Raw genomic sequence first — 19,668 nt, 5'->3', positions numbered from 1 at the left:
CACCCCGAGGCTCACCGGAGCCATTGGTCGGCGGCCTGCTTGAGCTGGCCGCGGGCGTCCATCAGGCCCCAGACGAACTCCATCACCCGCGAGTAATCCGCATCGTCCTTGGGCAGCATGAAGCCCAGGGTGTTCTGCGGCGTGAGCGGCGCGGTGACGAAGGCCGCATACAGGCGCGGGTCGGCCTTGGCGTAATGCAGCGCCTCATAGGTTTCGGTGATCATCACGTCGCCCTTGCCGCCCGCGATGAGCGCGGGAATCTCCGCATTCCTGTCGTGCGTGCTCACCTGGGCCGCCTTGAGGTTCTCGAGCACGAAGGTTTCGTTGGTGCCGCCCGGGTTCTTGATGACGCGCACGCCGGGCTGGTTCAGGTCGGCCACGCTCCGGTACTTGTCCTTGTCGGCGGCCCGCACCAGCGCCACCTTGCCGAACGGCGCGTAGCCCGGCAGCATCTCGATCTGCCGGATGCGCGCAACGTTGCGCGTGATGCCGCCCACCGCCACGTCGAACCTGTCGGCCTGGATGTCCTTCATGAGCTGGGGCCAGCTCGTGGGCACGTACTCGATCTTGACGCCCAGCTCTTTTGCCATGGTCTCGACCACGTCGATGTCGTGGCCGGAATAGCCGCCACCCTCGGCCCTGATGGCGAAGGGACGGTAGTCGCCCGGCGTGCCGACGCGCAGCACCTTCGTTTCCATGATGCGGTCCAGCCGGGGGCCGGCATGGACCGCCGCGGGCAGGATCGCGGCGCAGGCCAAAGCGGCCGCCGCAGAGAGAGAGGTTGCGCGGGCGAATCGGTACGGAAGCAGCATGCTGGGGAGCTTTCAGAGGGAAGACAGGCCGCACCCGGAGAGGCCGGCAGGAGGTCCGGGCGAGGGATTAGAGCGGTTGACACGACCCTTCTGGCGTCGTTGCCGCATCTTGTCGTACCCATCGTACTGCCTGCGATACGGCGCCTAGCCAGAACCGCTTCGCTGGGTCGTGTTAGCCGCACTTAGCAAAGATTATACGTTGCGTAATCCCGAGCAGCTATTTCTCGGCCGTGGCCAGGGTTAGGATAAAAAATATTTTCGAGGAACGGTGCATGTGATTAATCACCTGCGCACAGACGGATAAAGGAGGGATTCCCATGCGCAGGGCGAGAGACATCGTATTCTTCATCAACCCTCCCAACAGCGACGACGTATTCACGGAATATGCCCAGGCCAACACGGTCACCAAGGGCGTGCAGCACACCGACTGGGCCAACTTCCCCCACCTCGGAATACTGTCCCTCGCTTCGTACATAGATGCCGTTCCCGGGTTGAAAGGAAGGTATATTGACGGCGTCATCCATGCGTTCGATGCCATTATCGAGACCGTGTCCGCCGCAGCCGACGGCACCCTGGCGGTCTGTCTCAGCGCGATCACGGCGAATTACGAATCGGCGATCCGCATCGCAGAAGCGGTACGGCATATCGATCCGGATATCGCCATCGTGATGGGCAACGATCACTTCACGGCGATGAACGAGAAAATCCTGCCACGCCACCGCGGATTGATCGACTGCGGTTTCGCGGGCAACGAGGTTTACGCGAGCCTTTCGCGTTATCTGGTCGACAGGCAGAAATCCCGCGCCATCGACATCTACCCGGGGTCGGTCCGCTGGGCAGACGACAGAATCATCCGGGATCCGATCATCCGGGAAGACGTCAATCAGATCGTCGACTACGGCTTGATCGATCGCACACTGCCCCACAGCGACACCTACACGCGGAACTTCAACCGCCGGCTGGGCCAGCGCATCCTCGAGCTCACCGGACGGCGCGTGACCCGCGGCGTGCCCGTCGAGATCGGCCGCGGCTGCATCAAGTTCAGTGGCGACGACGCCTGCTCCTTCTGCTCGATCCAGTACGGCGGCATGTGGAAGAACGAACTGCCCGCGGAGCGCGCGTGGCGCGTCATCCACCAGGCCTGCGAGGCCGGATACGATTACCTGTACGTGACCGCCGACGAGCTGCCCCTGACGTTTTCCCGGCTCCTGCTGGACATGGCGGAATCGCCTCCCCCATGGTGGCAATCACTGCAGCCGGAAGAACGGCCCGTCCTCGTCGGCTACGCCCGCACCGACGGCATGGAGAAAGAGCACGTCCTGCAGGCCATGCGGCATATCGGTTTTCGGATCCTGTTCGTCGGGGTGGATGCCGGCGCGGCCCGCTCGTTGATGGCACTCAACAAGCCCCTGCGCAGCAAGGACCCTGCGTCGGCCGCGGGCCGGATGCACGAGGCCAATCTCCGCGCGCTGGACAATGCGCGGCAACATGGAGTCGCCATCAAGGCAGGCTTCGTGCTGGGCCACCTCGGCATGAACGAAGCGTTGCTGGAAGAGAACGTCGCCACGTACGCCGGCTTCCTGAAGACAGGACACGACGTGATCGTGAGCGCCGATATCGAGCTGCTGTCTCCCGAGCCGGGTTCCAAGGATTTCCATTACCTGACCCATCCCGACGAGGCGGAAGCCGTGTCGGCGCGCCTGGGCCTTCCGATCAGCGATGGCGCGCTGCGGCGCCGCATCGCCCAGCGTTACCGGCAGGTCGATACGTTCGACCGGGAAGAAGCCATCGACGACTACATCCGGGCCTTCATGCCCGGGATCTCCAAGGGCCGTATCGCGGCCGCGCGCGACCGTGTGCGCAGCGAATGCCGGCAATTGGGGATCGTCGTAGGAGACGATTTCTGATGACGAACGAGCAGATCGCCGTTTTCGTGCTGACGTGTATCGGCTTCGGCTTCATTCCGGGGCCGGCCCTGCTGCAGACCGTCTCGCTCACACTGCAGCACGGCCAGCGCGCGGGCATGGTGTCCGCACTCGGCATCCACCTCGGGTCGCTGTTCCAGGTCGGCATCGTCGCCATCGGCGCGGTGGCGGTCCTCAAGGCGTCACCGGGCCTCTACCACGCCTTGAAACTGGCCGCGGGGGGCTACCTGGTCTGGCTGGGCATCCAGCGCATCCGCGCGCGGGCTTCGATTCACGAGTCGGCGTGCCTGCCGAGGAACATCCTGGCGTCCAGCGCGCTCATCGAAGCCTTGAATCCCAAATCGGCGCTGTTCTATTTCTCGTTCCTGCTGCAGTTCACGGACCCGGATGCCGCCCTCGGGCTGGGGTGGCAGGTGTTTCTTCTGGGCCTCTGCGCCAACGTGCTGTTCTCGTTGTCCGACGTGGCCTGCATCGCCCTCGCGCATCCGCTGCGGGAGCGCCTGACACCGGGCGGGAGGCTGTTCAGCGCCTGCCAGTGGACGGCAGGCCTGCTGTTCATCACGCTCGGTATTCTGGCGATCGTCCAGGATTAGCGCTCACCGGGCAGGGGCAGGATTCTGGGATGCCTGCCCCGGCGGCGGAGCGGTTTCGACGACGAACGGGGCGTTCCCCGGTGTCGAAACCACGACACCGCGCTGCACCGGCGTGCTGACCACGACACCCGGAACGGCCCCGCCCGGAGCTCCCGGCTGCGGAGACGGCCCGGCCACCGCGCCGGACACGGGACCCTGCGTCGGCGACCCGGACTGCGGCTGCACGGAACCGGTGGCGGGACCGGTTCCCGGGGCCGAGGACGGCGCAGGCACGATGTCGTACTGCGGCGAGGATGGCTGCGGCGAAGTCTGCTGCGGCGAAGGCTGTGGCGATGCAGGTGCCGACGGCGCATCGGCGCCCTCGGTCGCCCACGGCGTGGCGTTCTGCAGCGGCACGAGCGGTGCCTCGGTGATCTCGGGCCGGATGTCCGCCGGCACGCTGGCGGGCGTACTCGCGGGCGGCACGGCGGCCGGAGCGCGCGGCCCGGGCTCCTGGGCCGGGCCCTGGGTGTCGGTCCGCCGGCCGAACAGGTCGTACACCGAGAACGCCCACTGGCGCACGCCGTCCACGGCCTGGCCGACCCAGCTGGTTTCCGCCTGGTCGACGAATTTCTCGCGCGCGTCGATCACCCGTGCGCGCAGGGCCTGCTGGAACACGTCGCCCACCATCGGCAGCGCGCTGTGGGCGCCCTGGCCCCAGTAGTCGCTGCGCAGCGTCACGCGGCCGTCGTTGAAGCCCGCCCAGGCACCCGCCACCAGTTGCGGATGCATCAGCAGGAACCAGCCGTCGGTGTTGTCCTGGGTGGTGCCGGTCTTGCCGGCCACGTCGGCCGTGATGCCGTAGCGCGAGCGGATCGCCGCGCCCGTGCCCTTGTCGACGACGCCGCGCAGCGCGTCGCGCAGCATCTGCGCCGGGCCGGCGGCGAGCGCCCGCTCGGGCGCCGCCGGCGCGAAATCCTCCAGCACCTTGCCGTCCTTGTCCTCGATGCGCGTGATGACCGTGGGCGCGATGTAGCGGCCCGCCTCCGCGATCGTTCCGTAGGCGGCCACCATTTCCTTGAGCGTCACGGCGCTCGTGCCCAGCGCCAGCGAGGGCACGGCATCAAGCGGCGACTCGCGCACGCCCATGGCGCGTGCCAGGGCGGCGACGCGCTCGGGGCCGACCTGCTGCATCAGTTGGGCGGTGATCGTGTTCTTCGAGAAGGCCAGGCCGTCGGCGAGCGTCATGGGCTCGCCGCTCGGCGCCGCGCCCTCGTCCGTGGGCCGCCAGACGCGGCCGCCACCCAGGGGGATTTCCACCGCCTGGTCGATCAGGGTGTCCGTGGGCTTCGAGCCGTTGGCGAAAGCCGCCCCATAGACGAAGGGCTTGAAGGTCGAGCCGGGCTGGCGCCGTGCCGCCTGCACGTGGTCGAACGGGTCCTGCGCGAAGTCCCGGCTGCCCACCCAGGCGCGGATCTGGCCGGTGCGCGGGTCCATGGCGAGGAAGCCCGCCTGCACCCGGGTCTTCTCCTGCCGCAGCTTGCGCAGGAAATCGGCGTCGTCCAGCAGGTCCTTCAAGGCCTCCTCGGGCGGGGCCCCCTTGGCGACCGCGGCCGCGTACTGCGGGGTTTCGCGCACGAACGACTGCACGAGCGGGCTCTTGGCGTTCCACGCCCGCGGCCCCCACGCGCCGTCGGCGACCGACTGCAGCTGGCGTCCCTGCCGCGCCACGGCCTGGTTCGCGAAGGTCTGCAGCCGGAAGTCGATGGTGGTGCGGATCACCAGGCCGTCGGCATACAGGCTGTAGCCGTTGCGGTCGGCCCAGTCGATCAGTTGCTTGCGCAGCTGCTGCGCGAGGTGCGGCGCAGGGCCCGCGGTCTCCACCTGCCGTTCGAAGCGGATGCGCAGCGGCCGTTTCGAGAGCGTCTGGAAGTCCTGCGGCGACAGCTTGCCGCGCTTTTCCATCTGCGCCAGCACCACGTTGCGGCGCTCCTGCGCACGCTCCGGGTTCAGCACCGGGTTGTAGTAGCTCGTGCCCTTGAGCATGCCGATCAGCGTGGCGCTTTCCAGCACGGTGAGCTTGTCGGCCGATTTGTCGAAGTAGGTGCGCGCCGCCATCTCGATGCCGTAGGCGTTGTAGAGGAACGGCACGGTGTTGAGATACGTCTCCAGGATCTCGTCCTTGGAGTAGAGCACCTCGATCTTGAAGGCCGTGATCGCCTCCTTGAGCTTGCGCGTCAGCGTGGGCGCGCGGCCGATGTCCTCCGGGTACAGGTTGCGCGCCAGCTGCTGCGTGATGGTCGATCCGCCCTGCTTGTCGCCGCCCAGGGTGCGGATCAGCGCCGATGCCGTGCGCCGCCAGTCCAGCCCGAAATGGTCGTAGAAGCGGTGGTCCTCGGTGGCGATCAGCGCATCCACGACGGAAGGCGCGATGTCCTCCAGCGCCACCCATTCCCGGTTCACCCAGCGGTATTCGGCCAGCAGTCGGCCGTCGGCGGAGACGAGCTGGGCCGGCTGCTCCGTCTTGGCCTTGCGGATGTCGCTGATCGCGGGCGTGAATGGCCAGAGCAGCAGGGTGTAGACCACGAGCGCCGCCGGCACCGCGGCCAGTGCCCAGAGCAGCATGCGTGCCGGCCCGCGGGCGGCGATCCAGCGCAGCGCAGCGCCGGTGCGGCGGGCCGCCGACGACAACGGACCGCGGGCCCACCAGGCACGCAGGGAAGCGGGAAGAGAAGCAATCACATGGTCACGAGATAGATACCCCTGGTCGCAGCGGGCGGGCGTGGTCCGGGATGCGCGCAGCGCGGCGACCCGGACCGGCGGAAGGGTCCGCTCCGGCGAGGCCGGCGCGGGTTCCGCGGGCGCGATGGTAACGGGTTCGCGGTCGCGATCTTGTCCGTCACGCAAGTGGGACTCGTTCTTGTTACGCTTGTTCCCCCATGATGCCGACACCCCTCCTGCGCCCCCGGGCGATGCACGGCCCCGCAGCCGGCCTGATCCTCGTGGCCGCCGCGCTGCTCTCCGGCTGCACCGACGGCCCGCTGCCGCCCACCCGTTTCGCGATCGACCTGTGCGGCGCCCACCACCAGTGGGAAGACGCCGAAACCCGCTGGGACACGCTGTACGCAGCCCAGCTCGACGGCGACGATGAACTGGTGATCGCCCTGGGCATCCGCGCGCCGGACGAAGGCCCCCCCGACGCCACGGGTGTGCAGTTCAACCTGACGGCCGCACCGGGCCTGCTGCGGCCCGAGCACATCGGCGGGCTGTCGGGTGCATTCCAGCTGCATGCCGGCATGGCCGCGCCCGCCGCGGCGGACGGCCCCGGCACGGGAACCGGCACGGTGTTCAGGCTCCCCGCCGAACCATGGCAGGCCCGCTCGGGAGAGCTGCGCATCACCGATGTGCGGGTGATCGCCCACGACGCGCAAGGCGATGCGCGCGCGGTGGTGTCCGGAGACTATGCGATGGAGCTGGAAGCCCGGGGCAGCGCAGGGGCCTCGCCCGCGCACTGCACCGTGCAAGGACATTTCGAGGGCGCCACGTTCCGCCTGCGGCAGCACGAAAGCTGACGCGCCGCGCCCCCGCGCCCGGCGCTGCGTCAGGGCCCGTCGCTGCCTCAGGACCCGTCCGCCGCGAATACCATCACCTTGAGCGAACGCTCCGCATCCACGTCGGCGAACACCGCCGGGTTCGCGACCCGTTCCACCCAGCGCATTCCGGGCGCCTGCTCGCGCATCCGCTGCAAGAGGAAATCCGTGCCCAGCTCGGGCGCGTTCAGGCAGAGCAGCGCATGCCCGCCGGGTACCAGCAGATCGGGCAGCCGGCGCATGAGCCGGGCATAGTCCTTCGTCGCGACGAAGCTGCCCTTCTGGTAGCTGGGCGGGTCGGCGATGACGAGGTCGTACGGGCCGCCGCGGCCGATCTTGCCCCAGGTCGTGAACACATCGTGCGCCAGGAAGCTGGCGCCCTGGTCCAGGCCGTTCAGGCGGTGGTTCTGCTGCCCGATCGCGATCGCGCCCCGCCCCATGTCGACGTTCACCACCTGGGCCGCCCCGCCCTGCAGCGCCGCGACGGAGAAGGCGCAGGTGTAGGCGAAGAGGTTCAGCACGCGGGGCCCGCGCCCCGTCGCAGCCCGGCGCGCGGCCACGTGCTCCCGCACCCAGCGCCGTCCCTCGGCCATGTCGAGGAACAGGCCGTGGTTCTGGCCGCGCAGTACGTGCACCCGGTAGCGCGCGCCCTGCTCGGCCACCGCGTGGGGATCGGGCACCTCGCCGGCCATCAGCCGGGTCTCCGGCTGGTCCGGATGCCGGCACTGGAACACCCAGCACAGCGGCTCGCCCGGGGCGACCTGCGCCCAGCGGGCCTGCAGCGCTGCGCCCACGGTGGCGAGGACGCCTTCCTCCATGGGCAGGAAGCTGGTGAGCACGAAAGCGGGCGGGTACGCGTCCAGCGACCACTGTTCGCAGCCCGGATAGAGGCCGCCCCGGCCGTGGAAGAGGCGCTGCGCATCCCCGGGACGGGGCATGGCCGCGATGGCGTCGAGCAAAGCTTGCATGGGGTCGGGGTCGCCTGGTCAGAAGGTAGTTCAGTCCACCGACGCGCCGGATTGCTTCACCGCCTTGCCCCACTCCACGATCTCGCTGGCGACGAACTGGTCCATCGCCTCGGGCGTGGTCGGCGCAGGCTCGGATCCCCGGTCGCGGATGAACTTCTGCATGTCCGGGCCGTTCAGGATGTCCACCACCTCGCGGTTCAGGCGATCCACCACGGGCCGGGGCGTGCCCTTGGGCGCCATCAGACCGAGCCAGCCGACGGCCTCGAAACCCTTGAACTCCGGCAGCCCGCTCTCGGCGATCGTCGGCACCTGCGGCAGCTGGCTGGAGCGCGTCGCGGAGGTCACGCCCAGCGGCACCGCCTTGCCGGCCTGGATGTTCGCCAGGCCCGCCGTCACCGAATCCACCATCAGCGGCACCTGACCGCCGATGAAATCGGCCTGCGCAGGCCCGCTGCCCTTGTAGGGAATGTGTTCGATCTCGACGCGGGCGCGCGCCTTCACCATTTCGGCGCTCAGGTGCTGCGTGCCGCCGATGCCGGCACTCGCATAGCTCAGCTTGCCGGGTTCGGCCCGCGCGCGGGCCACGAGGTCCTGCATGCTGCGGATGCCCGAGCCCGGGTTCGCCAGGAATACCAGCGGCACCTTGGCGACCAGGCTGATGCCCTGCAGGTCCTTGCGCGGATCGAAATTGACCTTGCGATAGAGCGTCTGGTTCACGGCCATCGCGCTGCCCGCCATCACCAGCGTGTAGCCGTCGGGCTTGGAGCGCACCACCTGCTCGGTGCCGATGTTGCTGCCGGCGCCCGCCTTGTTGTCCACCACCAGCGGCTGGCCCAGGCGCGTGCCGAGCTTCTCCGCCAGGGCGCGCGCGAAGATGTCGGTGGCCTGGCCCGGGGGAAAGGGCACGACGAGGGTGATGGGCCTGTCCGGCCAGGCGGCCGAGGCCGCGGTCGACAGCGCGAGCAGCGCCAGCGGCGCGCAGAATTTCCATCGCATGGGAATGTCTCCTGGTTGTCTTGGCCGGAAGGCGGCCGGTGCCGCACGGCGGTGAAGCGCGTGGGGGGTGGCTTCGATGATATGCCGGGTCCGCACCGGCGATTGGCGCGTGGCCCGTTCCGGCGATGCAGGGCCAACGCGTGGGCTAACGCGCCCGCACCACGCCCAGCTTGAGCCCCGCCACGGCCAGGATGCGGTTGAGCGTCTGCACAGTTCCCGGGCTGCGTCCCTGTTCGATGTCCAGCAGCGTCTTCTGCGACACGCCGGACACGCGCGCCAGTTCCGCACTCGTCAGGCGCAGGCCGGCCTTCAGGTGCCACACGGCCTCGGCCAGCGTCCATTCGGGATGCGCCAGCACCTCGTCGATGGCCTGGCGGCGCTGGGCGAGTTGCTCGGGGGGCGAGAGCGGCTTGTAGCGTTTGTCCATGGAGGGTGCGAAAGGATTGTCGTCGCGGGTGGTGCAGGCGTCGCCACCGTGCCGTTCACCGCAGGCGCGCCAGGCGATCGGCCATGGCGGCCAGGCCCGGCTGCAGATGGGCATGCACGTCGGGCTCCAGGCCCAGGTGGTGGCCCCGCTCCGCGATGCGGGCCAGCGGCTCGGCCATGGCCTGCAGGCCCCCCAGCAGGGCGTCCGGGCTCAGCACCGTGCCGGCCTGCGCGCAGACCGCCTCGATCACCCGGCGCCAGTCCGGCTGGCCGCCGTCGCTGCCGTCCCAGCGGATACGGCGCGCGATGCCGTCCGGGTGCAGGTACATGGGTGCGAAATCGAACAGCGGCGACAGCCCGACGTTGCCGTTCCAGTCGCGCTGCAGCGCGGTGTTGCGTGCGTGGTTGTCCTTGTTGGCCAGCCCCCTTCCGCACCACCCCACGAGGCGACGGTGGCTGCATCGCGCCACTGGCCCTGGCGGGGGATCTGCAAAGTGCAATGCGGTGCCATTTCGGCGGTTTTCTATACAAACAACGCGTGGGACAACAAATATTTCGTATAGAAATTTGCTTAAATGCAAGCCCGTACCATGGTGTTCACCAGTGAGCCCGTGCGGCCCGGGCAAGAAAAAAGGCAGCCGCAGCTGCCTTCGGGATCGGACCGCCGTGCCGCCCCGACCAGGGCAGCACCGCTCGCACAATCACTTCTTCTGCGGCGGAACGTCCGTGCAGGAGCCGTGCGCGATCTCCGCCGCCATGCCGATGCTCTCGCCCAGCGTCGGGTGCGGGTGGATGGTCTTGCCGATGTCCACGGCATCCGCGCCCATCTCGATCGCCAGCGCGATCTCGCCGATCATGTCGCCGGCGTGGGTGCCCACTATGCCGCCACCCAGGATCCTGCCGTGGCCATGGGCCTCGGGCGAATCGTCGAACAGCAGCTTGGTGACGCCTTCGTCGCGGCCGTTGGCGATGGCGCGGCCGGAGGCCGTCCAGGGGAACAGCCCCTTCCTCACCTTGATGCCCTGGGCCTTGGCCTGGTCCTCGGTCAGGCCCACCCAGGCCACTTCGGGGTCGGTGTAGGCCACGCTCGGGATCACGCGGGCGTTGAACGCGGCGGAGGCCAGCGCCTTGTCGCCCGTGAGTTCGCCCGCGATCACCTCGGCCGCCACGTGCGCTTCATGCACCGCCTTGTGCGCCAGCATGGGCTGGCCCACGATGTCGCCGATGGCGAAGATGTGCGGCACGTTGGTGCGCATCTGCACGTCCACGTCGATGAAGCCGCGGTCGCTCACGGCCACGCCGGCCTTCTCGGCGCCGATCTTCTTGCCGTTGGGCGTGCGGCCCACGGCCTGCAGCACCAGGTCATAGACCTGTGGCTCGGGCGCCTTGCCGCCCTCTTCCGCTGCAGCGAAGCTGACCTTGATGCCTTCGGGCGTGGCTTCGGCGCCGACGGTCTTGGTCTGGAGCATGATGTGGTCGAAGCGGTGGGCGTTCATCTTCTGCCACACCTTGACCAGGTCGCGGTCGGCGCCCTGCATCAGGCCGTCCATCATCTCGACCACGTCCAGGCGGGCGCCCAGCGTGGAATAGACGGTGCCCATTTCCAGGCCGATGATGCCGCCGCCGAGGATCAGCATGCGTTTGGGCACATCCTTCAGCTCCAGCGCGCCGGTCGAATCGACCACCCGCGGGTCTTGGGGCATGAACGGCAGGTGCACGGCCTGCGAGCCGGCGGCGATGATCGCGCGCTTGAAGGCCACGACCTTCTTGCTGCCCGTCTTCTCCTGGCCCTTGGCGCCGGTGGTTTCCTCCACCTCCAGGTGGTTGGCGCCCACGAACTGGCCCACGCCGCGCACGGTGGTCACCTTGCGCATCTTGGCCATGGCGGCCAGGCCGCCGGTCAGCTTGCCGATGACCTTTTCCTTGTGGCCGCGCAGGGTGTCGATGTCCACCTTGGGCGCGCCGAAGTCGATGCCGGCCGTCTTGAGGTGGCTTACCTCGTCGATCACCGCCGCCACGTGCAGCAGCGCCTTGGACGGAATGCAGCCCACGTTCAGGCAGACACCGCCGAGCGTCGAATACCGCTCGACGATCACGACCTTCAGACCCAGGTCGGCTGCGCGGAAGGCGGCGCTGTAGCCGCCGGGGCCGCCGCCCAGCACCAGCACGTCGCATTCGACGTCGGCATTGCCGCCGAAGCTCGCCGCGGCGGGCGCGGGGGCCGGTGCGGCACGGGGGGCCGATGCGGCGGCCTGGGCAGGCGCCGCAGCCGCCGCCGGTGCGGATGCCGGCGCGGCAGCCGCATCGGCGGCCTCCAGCGTCAGCACCACCGAGCCTTCGGCGACCTTGTCGCCGACCTTCACCTTCACCTCCTTGACGACGCCGGCGTGGCTCGACGGGATTTCCATCGATGCCTTGTCGGATTCGACGGTGATGAGGCTCTGTTCCACCTTGATGGTGTCGCCGGCTTTCACCAGCACTTCGATCACGCCGACTTCGGAGAAATCACCGATGTCGGGTACCTTGATGTCGATCACTGCCATGGGATCAGCTCCTTTACAGCAGGATGCGGCGGTAGTCCGCCAGCACCTGGCCCAGGTAGGCGTTGAAGCGCGCGGCGCTCGCACCGTCGATCACGCGGTGGTCGTAGGAGAGCGACAGCGGCAGCACCAGGCGCGGCACGAACTGCTTGCCGTCCCACACCGGCTTCATCTGGCCCTTGGAGAGGCCCAGGATGGCCACTTCGGGGGCGTTGATGATGGGCGTGAAGTGCGTGCCGCCGATGCCGCCGAGCGACGAGATCGAGAAGCAGCCGCCCTGCATGTCGGCCGCGCCGAGCTTGCCGTCGCGGGCCTTCTTGGCGAGTTCGCCCATTTCCTGGCTGATCTGCAGGATGCCCTTCTTGTCGGCATCCTTCAGCACCGGCACGACCAGGCCGTTCGGCGTGTCCGCCGCGAAGCCGATGTGGAAGTACTGCTTGTAGACGAGCGTGTCGCCGTCCAGGCTGGTGTTGAACTCGGGGAACTTCTTGAGCGCGGCCACCACGGCCTTGATCACGAAGGCGAGCATCGTCACCTTCACGCCGGACTTCTCGTTCTCCTTGTTGGTGGAGACGCGGAAGGCTTCCAGCTCGGTGATGTCGGCTTCGTCGTTGTTGGTGACGTGGGGGATCATCACCCAGTTGCGGTGCAGGTTCGCGCCGCTGATCTTCTTGATCCGCGAGAGGTCCTTGCGCTCCACGCCGCCGAACTTGGCGAAGTCCACCTTCGGCCAGGGCAGCAGGTCCATGCCCACGCCGGAGCCACCGCCGCCGGCAGGCGCCTTGGCGGCCTGGGCCTTGGTCTGCACGCCGCCGGCCATCACCTGCCTGGTGAACGCCTGCACGTCTTCCTGCGTGATGCGGCCCTTGGGGCCGGAACCCTTGAGTTCCTCCAGCGGCACGCCCAGTTCGCGCGCGAACTTGCGCACCGAGGGCGAGGCATGCGGCAGGCCGACGGGCGCAGCGCCGGGGGCGTGCGGTGCCGGAGCCGGTGCGGACGGTGCGGCAGCGGACGGCGCCGCGGCAGCAGGAGCCGGTGCCGAAGCCTGCGGCGCCGGTGCGGATGCGGCAGCGGCCGGAGCCGCAGCGGGGGCCGGAGAAGCGGCAGCGGCGGGCGCAGAGCCCTCCAGCACGGCCACGAAGTCGCCCACGTTGACCGTGTCGCCCACCTTGATCCTGATCTCCTTCACCACGCCGGCGGCGGGCGACGGGATCTCCATCGAGGCCTTGTCGGATTCGACGGTGAAGAGGGACTGCTCGGCCTTCACCGTGTCGCCGACCTTCACGAGCAGCTCGATGACGGCCACGTCCTTGAAGTCGCCGATGTCGGGCACCTTCACTTCGATCGGGCCGGCGACGGCAGGAGCCGGAGCCGGAGCCGGCGCTGCCGCCGCGGGTGCGGGGGCCGGTGCCTGCGACTCGGTCGCCGCGGGTGCGGGCGAAGCGGCAGCGGCCGGAGCCGGTGCGGCCGCGGGCTGGGCGCCCTCGCCGTCCGCCTCGACCACGACGATCACGGAGCCTTCGCTCACCTGGTCGCCGATCTTGACCTTGAGCTCCTTCACCACACCGGCGTGGCTGGAAGGGATCTCCATGGAAGCCTTGTCGGATTCCACGGTGATGAGCGACTGCTCGGCCTTCACCGTGTCGCCCGGCTTCACGAGCAGTTCGATCACGCCGACGGCGTCGAAATCCCCGATGTCCGGGACCTTGATGTCAATCAGTGCCATATTGTTGTCTCCGGTGGGGTCAGGCGTGCAGCGGGTTGACCTTGTCGGCCTGGATGCCGTACTTCTGGATGGCCTCGGCCACCTTGGCGGCGGGCAGCTTGCCGTCCTCGGCGAGGGCCTTGAGCGCGGCCACCACGATGTAGTGGCGGTCGATCTCGAAGTGCTCGCGCAGCTTGCGGCGGAAGTCGCTGCGGCCGAAGCCGTCCGTACCCAGCACCTTGTAGGTACGGCCCTTGGGGATGAACGGGCGGATCTGCTCGGCGTAGGCCTTCATGTAGTCGGTCGAGGCGACCACGGGACCTTCCGTCTTGCCGAGCTGCTGTTCGACGAACGACTGGCGCGGCGCCTCGGTCGGGTGCAGCAGGTTCCAGCGGTCGGCTTCCTGGCCGTCGCGGGTCAGCTCGTTGAAGCTCGGGCAGCTCCACACGGATGCGGCCACGCCCCAGTCCTTCTCCAGCAGTTCCTGGGCGACGAACGATTCGCGCAGGATCGTGCCGCTGCCGAGCAGTTGCACGGCCGGAGCGTCCTTCTTGAGCGCGGGCGCCTGCTTGCACAGGTACATGCCCTTGAGGATCTGTTCCTCGGTGCCGGGCTGCAGGCCGGGCATGGCGTAGTTCTCGTTGAGCAGCGTCAGGTAGTAGAAGACGTTTTCCTGGCGCTCGACCATGCGCTTCAGGCCGTCGTGCATGATCACCGCCACTTCGTGCGCGAAGGTGGGGTCGTAGCTCACGCAGTTCGGGATGGTGCCCGCCAGGATGTGGCTGTGGCCGTCCTCGTGCTGCAGGCCTTCGCCGTTCAGCGTGGTGCGGCCCGACGTGCCGCCCAGCAGGAAGCCGCGCGCCTGCATGTCGCCGGCCGCCCACGCCAGGTCGCCGATGCGCTGGAAGCCGAACATCGAGTAGTACACGTAGAACGGCACCATGATGCGGTTGTTCGTGCTGTACGACGTGGCGGCGGCGATCCAGCTGGACATGCCGCCGGCCTCGTTGATGCCTTCCTGCAGGATCTGGCCGGCCTTGTCTTCCTTGTAGTACATGACCTGGTCCTTGTCGACCGGGGTGTACTGCTGACCGTGCGGGTTGTAGATGCCGATCTGGCGGAACAGGCCTTCCATGCCGAAGGTGCGGGCCTCGTCCACCAGGATGGGCACCACGCGCGGCCCCAGGGCCTGGTCGCGCAGCAGCTGCGTGAGGAAGCGCACGTAGGCCTGCGTGGTGGAGATCTCGCGGCCTTCGGGCGTCGGATCGAGCACGGCCTTGAAGGTTTCGAGCGACGGCACGGTGAAGCTCTCGTCGGCCTTGGTGCGGCGGTGCGGCAGGTAGCCGCCCAGGGCCTTGCGGCGCTCGTGCAGGTACTTCATCTCCGGCGTGTCGTCGGCCGGCTTGTAGAACGGCAGATCGGCGATCTGGCTGTCGGGGATCGGGATGTTGAAGCGGTCGCGGAAGGCCTTGATGTCCTCGTCGCCGAGCTTCTTGGTCTGGTGGACGGTGTTCTTGCCCTCGCCGATCTTGCCCATGCCGAAGCCCTTGACGGTCTTCACCAGCAGCACGGTGGGCTGGCCCTCGTGCTCGTTGGCCGCCTTGAAGGCCGCATAGACCTTCTGTGCGTCGTGGCCGCCGCGGCGCAGGTTCCAGATCTCGTCGTCGCTCATGTGCTCGACCATCTTCAGCGTGCGCGGATCGCGGCCGAAGAAGTTCTTGCGCACGTAGGCGCCGTCATTGGCCTTGAACGACTGGTAATCGCCGTCGTTGCACTCCATCATGATCTTGCGCAGCGCACCGTCCTTGTCGCGCGCGAGCAGGTCGTCCCAGCCCTTGCCCCACAGCAGCTTGATCACGTTCCAGCCGGAGCCGCGGAACTCGCCTTCCAGCTCCTGGATGATCTTGCCGTTGCCGCGCACCGGGCCGTCCAGGCGCTGCAGGTTGCAGTTGATCACGAAGACCAGGTTGTCGAGGTTCTCGCGCGCGGCCAGACCGATGGCGCCCAGCGATTCGACTTCGTCCATTTCACCGTCGCCGCAGAACACCCAGACCTTGCGGTTCTCGGTGTTGGCGATGCCGCGCGCATGCAGGTACTTGAGGAAGCGCGCCTGGTAGATGGCCATCAGCGGGCCCAGGCCCATCGAGACGGTCGGGAACTGCCAGAACTCGGGCATCAGCTTCGGGTGCGGGTAGCTGGAGAGGCCCTTGCCGTCCACTTCCTGGCGGAAGTTGAGGAGCTGTTCTTCGGTCAGGCGGCCTTCGAGGTAGGCGCGCGCGTAGATGCCGGGCGAGACGTGGCCCTGCACGTAGATCAGGTCGCCACCGTGGTTCTCGCTCTCGGCGTGCCAGAAGTGGTTGAAGCCGGCGCCGAACATGTTGGCCAGCGAGGCGAACGAGCCGATGTGGCCGCCCAGGTCGCCGCCTTCGGGCGGATGGTGGCGGTTGGCCTTCACCACCATCGCCATGGCGTTCCAGCGCATGTAGGCGCGCAGGCGGGCCTCGATCTCGAGGTTGCCGGGGCAGCGGGCTTCCTGGCTGGGCTCGATCGTGTTCACGTAGCCGGTGTTGGCGGAGAACGGCATGTCGATGCTGCTCTGGCGAGCATGCTCGAGCAATTGCTCGAGCAGGAAGTGGGCGCGTTCGGCCCCCTCGCGGTCGATCACGGCCGACAGGGCGTCCATCCATTCACGCGTTTCCTGCTGGTCGGTGTCGGGGGCGGACGAAGCGGTTTTTCCGGCCTGAGGGTCGGTCTGAGCGGTCATGCCTGTCTCCTTTATGAGTCGCTGGCGTTGGGGGTAAATCGACGGGAGTTTCGCATACTTTTCGCACATTTCGAATGGCGCCGCGCCACACCACAATGTGAAAAATTGCTGCACCTGCACATCCGTGCAGAGGGGCGTTCCGGCCGCTCCCCTACACTCGCGGCATGGACCGCCCTTCCCCCGCGCCCGCTGCCGCCCCCGCCGCGGAACCTTCCGCAGCCATCGCGCCAGCCCGGTGGTGGCGCGTCTGGTGGCGCAGCCTCTCGCCCACCCGGCAGGACCGCCTGGCCGCCCTCGCCCCGCTCGCCGCCGTGCTCATGTTCCTCGCCGCCATCGTGGTGGCTTTCTGGTACCTGCGCGTGGAAGAAGGCGAGCGCGAACAGGAGGCCCTGCGCCGGGACGTCGAATACGCGCAGCAGCGCGTGCGCCTGCGGCTGCTGGAGCGCCAGGAACAGATCATGCGCATCGCGCGCGATCTGTCGAACCAGGACATGGAGCGCTCGGACTTCGTCACGCGCGCCGAAGGCCTCATCAGCCAATACCCCGAGCTGCAGGCGATCACGTGGATCGACGACCGCCGGCGCATCCGCGCCAGCCACGCCGCGCCCACCCTCCCCAGCGGGCAGTTGCGCGTGGCCGGCGAAGTGCTGCGCAGCGGCGATGCGGCCGACACCTTCGGCCTCGCGCGCGACCTGCAGCAGCCGGTCTACGCGCAGCCGCTCGCGGCCCCGGGCAACGGCGAGGCCCCCCCGCTGCTGCAGCTGCAGGTGCCGCTGGTCGCGCAGGGCCGCTTCACCGGCGTCGTGCTCGCAGAATATTCCGTGGACAGCCTGCTGCGCTACGGCACGCCCACCGAGGTGCTCGCCCGCTATGCCGTGACCATGCTCGACGGGCACGACCAGCTGCTCGCCGGCACGCCGCTGCCGCCGCGCGGCCGGGCATCCCCGTGGCAGCCCTGGGCCACGCGCGCCAACCAGTACGAGGTGTTCGTCTCTCCCGTGGGCAACGGTCTCGTGCTGCGCGCGCAGGCCTACCGCACCTCGCTGGGCGTGGTGGGCAGCGGCCTCTTCTGGCTGGTGGGCACGCTGAGCGCCATGACGGCCTGGATGCTGATCGCCAACTGGCGCCACACGCGCCGCCGGCTCCGCACCCAGGAGGCCCTGGTGGCCGAGACGAACTTCCGCCGCGCGATGGAGAACTCCATGGTCACCGGCATGCGCGCGCTCGACATGAACGGCCGCATGACCTATGTGAACGCCGCCTTCTGCCAGATGACCGGCTGGAGCACGGAGGAACTCATCGGCCAGTCGCCGCCCTACACCTACTGGCCCGATCCCGACCACGACGTGCTGCACTCCAAGCTGCGCGACGAGCTGAGCGGCAAGCAGACCGTGGGCGGCTTCCAGGTGCGCGTGAAGCGCAAGAACGGCACGCTGTTCGACGCGCGCCTCTACGTGTCTCCGCTCATCGACGCGCACGGCCAGCAGACGGGCTGGATGACCTCGATGACCGACATCACCGAGCCCAACCGCGTGCGCGAGCAGCTCACCGCCTCGCACGAGCGTTTCACCATCGTGCTCGAATCGCTGGACGCTTCCGTCTCCGTGGCGCCCCTGGGCAGCGAGGAGCTGCTGTTCGCGAACAAGCTGTACCGGCAGTGGTTCGGCTCGCAGACCAGCGGCCATCTGCAGCTCGTCGCGCAGGCCGGCGTGCTGCCGGCCAACCCGTCCCGCGCGGAGAGCATGGACGACGAAGACGCACTCATGGGGCTGCCCACCGACACGCTGACCAGCGCACGGTCCGAGAACGCCGAGATCTACCTGCCGGACCTCGGCAAATGGCTCGAAGTGCGTTCGCGCTACCTCAACTGGGTGGACGGCCGCATCGCGCAGATGGTGATCGCCACCGACATCACTCCGCGCCGGCAGGCCGAGGAACAGGCCGCGCGCCAGGCCGAGCGCGCGCAGTCCGTGAGCCGCCTCATCACCATGGGCGAGATGGCCTCCAGCGTGGCGCACGAGCTGAACCAGCCGCTCACGGCCATCAGCAACTACTGCAGCGGCATGGTCTCGCGCATCAAGAACCAGCAGATCACGGAAGAGGCCCTGCTCTCCGCGCTCGAGAAGACCGCGCACCAGGCGCAGCGCGCCGGCCAGATCATCCAGCGCATCCGCGCCTTCGTGAAGAAGAGCGAGCCCAACCGCACGCTCGCCGACGTGCAGCACATGGTGAGCGAGGCCGTGGAGCTGGCCGACATGGAGCTGCGCCGGCACAACGTGCGCCTCACCCACTACGTGGCCGCGCGCCTGCCGCCGGTGATGGCCGACACCATCCTCATCGAGCAGGTGCTGATCAACCTGATGAAGAACGGTGCCGAATCCATCCAGCACGCCGGGCGGCCGCCGGCGCGCCGCAGCGTGGAGCTGCGGGTGGTGCCGCGCCCGCTGGAGGGACAGGACGGCATCGAGTTCGCGGTGCAGGACACCGGCCGGGGGCTCGCACCCGAAGTGCTGGAACACCTCTTCGAGGCGTTCTTCTCGACCAAGCAGGAGGGCATGGGCATCGGCCTGAACCTGTGCCGCAGCATCGTCGAATCGCACCAGGGCCGGATGCAGGCGGAGAACATCTACAATGGCCCGGAGGTCACCGGTTGCCGCTTCTCCTTCTGGCTTCCGCTGGCCCAGCCTGCGGATGACACTACGAATTCTGTAGCAAAAGCATCTTCCCCAAGGACTCCCGCATGAGTTTGACTCCCAAAAAAGGTACCGTCTACGTGGTGGACGACGACGAGGCCGTCCGCGATTCGCTGCAATGGCTGCTGGAGGGCAAGGACTACCGCGTCCGCTGCTTCGACTCCGCCGAATCCTTCCTCTCGCGCTACGACCCGCGCGAAGTCGCCTGCCTGATCGTGGACATCCGCATGGGCGGCATGACCGGCCTGGAACTGCAGGACCGCCTCCTCGAACGCAAGTCGCCGCTGCCCGTCGTCTTCATCACCGGCCACGGCGACGTGCCCATGGCCGTGAACACGATGAAGAAGGGCGCGCTCGACTTCATCCAGAAGCCTTTCAACGAAGAGGAACTCGTCGGCCTCGTGGACCGCATGCTCGACCGCGCCCGCGAATCCTTCGCCGGCCACCAGCAGGCCGCCAGCCGCGATGCGCTGCTCTCCAAGCTCACCGGCCGCGAAGCGCAGGTGCTCGAGCGCATCGTCGCCGGCCGCCTCAACAAGCAGATCGCCGACGACCTCGGCATCAGCATCAAGACCGTGGAGGCGCACCGCGCCAACATCATGGAAAAGCTCAACGCCAACACCGTGGCCGACCTGCTCAAGATCGCCCTCGGCCAGAACGCGCCCAAGCCCTGACGC

Annotated in this window: 14 protein-coding genes; 5 read left to right on the top strand and 9 right to left on the bottom strand. The window is 68.3% G+C overall.

Annotated features, from left to right (window positions below):
* Positions 1-11: 11 nt before the first annotated feature.
* The gene (locus Q9R47_RS12585) at positions 12-812 is read right to left on the bottom strand and encodes a transporter substrate-binding domain-containing protein (RefSeq protein WP_311233535.1); all 801 of its coding nucleotides are present in this window, start codon (positions 810-812) and stop codon (positions 12-14) included.
* A gap of 317 nt (positions 813-1,129) precedes the next feature.
* On the opposite strand from Q9R47_RS12585, the gene Q9R47_RS12580 reads away from it, so the two are divergent.
* Together Q9R47_RS12580 and Q9R47_RS12575 are read left to right on the top strand one after the other, a co-directional pair.
* Positions 1,130-2,719 (top strand): cobalamin-dependent protein, encoded by a 1,590-nt coding sequence (locus tag Q9R47_RS12580; protein WP_311233534.1) that lies wholly within the window; start codon positions 1,130-1,132, stop codon positions 2,717-2,719.
* On the top strand, positions 2,719-3,330 hold the full coding sequence (locus Q9R47_RS12575; RefSeq protein ID WP_311233533.1) for a LysE family translocator: 612 nt from the start codon (positions 2,719-2,721) through the stop codon (positions 3,328-3,330). Before Q9R47_RS12580 ends, Q9R47_RS12575 begins: the two co-directional genes overlap by 1 nt.
* A 3-nt stretch (positions 3,331-3,333) precedes the next feature.
* Here the strand turns inward: Q9R47_RS12575 and Q9R47_RS12570 are convergent, their stop codons facing one another.
* The gene (locus Q9R47_RS12570; RefSeq protein ID WP_404977137.1) at positions 3,334-6,051 is read right to left on the bottom strand and encodes a transglycosylase domain-containing protein; all 2,718 of its coding nucleotides are present in this window, start codon (positions 6,049-6,051) and stop codon (positions 3,334-3,336) included.
* Positions 6,052-6,248: 197 nt separating this feature from the next.
* Here Q9R47_RS12570 and Q9R47_RS12565 point away from each other — a divergent pair, with 197 nt between their 5' ends.
* Positions 6,249-6,881, top strand: coding sequence for a hypothetical protein (locus Q9R47_RS12565; protein WP_311233532.1), 633 nt, complete (start codon positions 6,249-6,251; stop codon positions 6,879-6,881).
* A 47-nt stretch (positions 6,882-6,928) separates the two neighbouring features.
* Here Q9R47_RS12565 and Q9R47_RS12560 read toward each other — a convergent pair whose 3' ends face one another.
* From Q9R47_RS12560 to aceE, 7 genes are all read right to left on the bottom strand, one after another.
* Entirely contained in the window at positions 6,929-7,867 is a 939-nt protein-coding gene (locus Q9R47_RS12560) for a class I SAM-dependent methyltransferase (protein ID WP_311233531.1), read from the bottom strand.
* A gap of 30 nt (positions 7,868-7,897) precedes the next feature.
* Positions 7,898-8,863: a tripartite tricarboxylate transporter substrate binding protein gene (locus Q9R47_RS12555; protein ID WP_311233530.1), complete on the bottom strand. Its 966-nt coding sequence runs from the start codon at positions 8,861-8,863 to the stop codon at positions 7,898-7,900.
* Positions 8,864-9,008: 145 nt separating this feature from the next.
* Positions 9,009-9,290 carry a helix-turn-helix domain-containing protein gene (locus tag Q9R47_RS12550; RefSeq protein WP_311233529.1) on the bottom strand — a complete coding sequence of 94 codons (282 nt, stop codon included), beginning with the start codon at positions 9,288-9,290 and terminating at the stop codon, positions 9,009-9,011.
* Between the two features lie 55 nt (positions 9,291-9,345).
* Positions 9,346-9,759 (bottom strand): hypothetical protein, encoded by a 414-nt coding sequence (locus tag Q9R47_RS12545; RefSeq protein WP_311233528.1) that lies wholly within the window; start codon positions 9,757-9,759, stop codon positions 9,346-9,348.
* 231 nt (positions 9,760-9,990) lie between these two features.
* Positions 9,991-11,832, bottom strand: coding sequence for a dihydrolipoyl dehydrogenase (gene lpdA, locus Q9R47_RS12540; RefSeq protein WP_311233527.1), 1,842 nt, complete (start codon positions 11,830-11,832; stop codon positions 9,991-9,993).
* 13 nt (positions 11,833-11,845) lie between these two features.
* On the bottom strand, positions 11,846-13,555 hold the full coding sequence (aceF, locus tag Q9R47_RS12535) for a dihydrolipoyllysine-residue acetyltransferase (protein ID WP_311233526.1): 1,710 nt from the start codon (positions 13,553-13,555) through the stop codon (positions 11,846-11,848).
* A 19-nt stretch (positions 13,556-13,574) separates the two neighbouring features.
* A complete protein-coding gene (gene aceE, locus Q9R47_RS12530; RefSeq protein WP_311233525.1) occupies positions 13,575-16,298 on the bottom strand; it encodes a pyruvate dehydrogenase (acetyl-transferring), homodimeric type in 2,724 nt (907 codons plus the stop codon).
* A 164-nt stretch (positions 16,299-16,462) separates the two neighbouring features.
* Here aceE and Q9R47_RS12525 point away from each other — a divergent pair, with 164 nt between their 5' ends.
* On the top strand, positions 16,463-19,042 hold the full coding sequence (locus Q9R47_RS12525) for a PAS domain S-box protein (RefSeq protein WP_311233524.1): 2,580 nt from the start codon (positions 16,463-16,465) through the stop codon (positions 19,040-19,042).
* The gene (locus Q9R47_RS12520) at positions 19,039-19,665 is read left to right on the top strand and encodes a response regulator transcription factor (RefSeq protein ID WP_311233523.1); all 627 of its coding nucleotides are present in this window, start codon (positions 19,039-19,041) and stop codon (positions 19,663-19,665) included. The genes Q9R47_RS12525 and Q9R47_RS12520 overlap by 4 nt, the downstream gene beginning before the upstream one ends.
* Positions 19,666-19,668 lie beyond the last annotated feature (3 nt).

This window comes from Acidovorax sp. PRC11 (genome assembly GCF_031844105.1).
In the GTDB taxonomy this organism is placed as follows: domain Bacteria; phylum Pseudomonadota; class Gammaproteobacteria; order Burkholderiales; family Burkholderiaceae_C; genus Paracidovorax.
The sequence above is the reverse complement of the archived record's forward strand: the minus strand, read 5'-3'. Positions and strand labels throughout refer to the sequence as shown.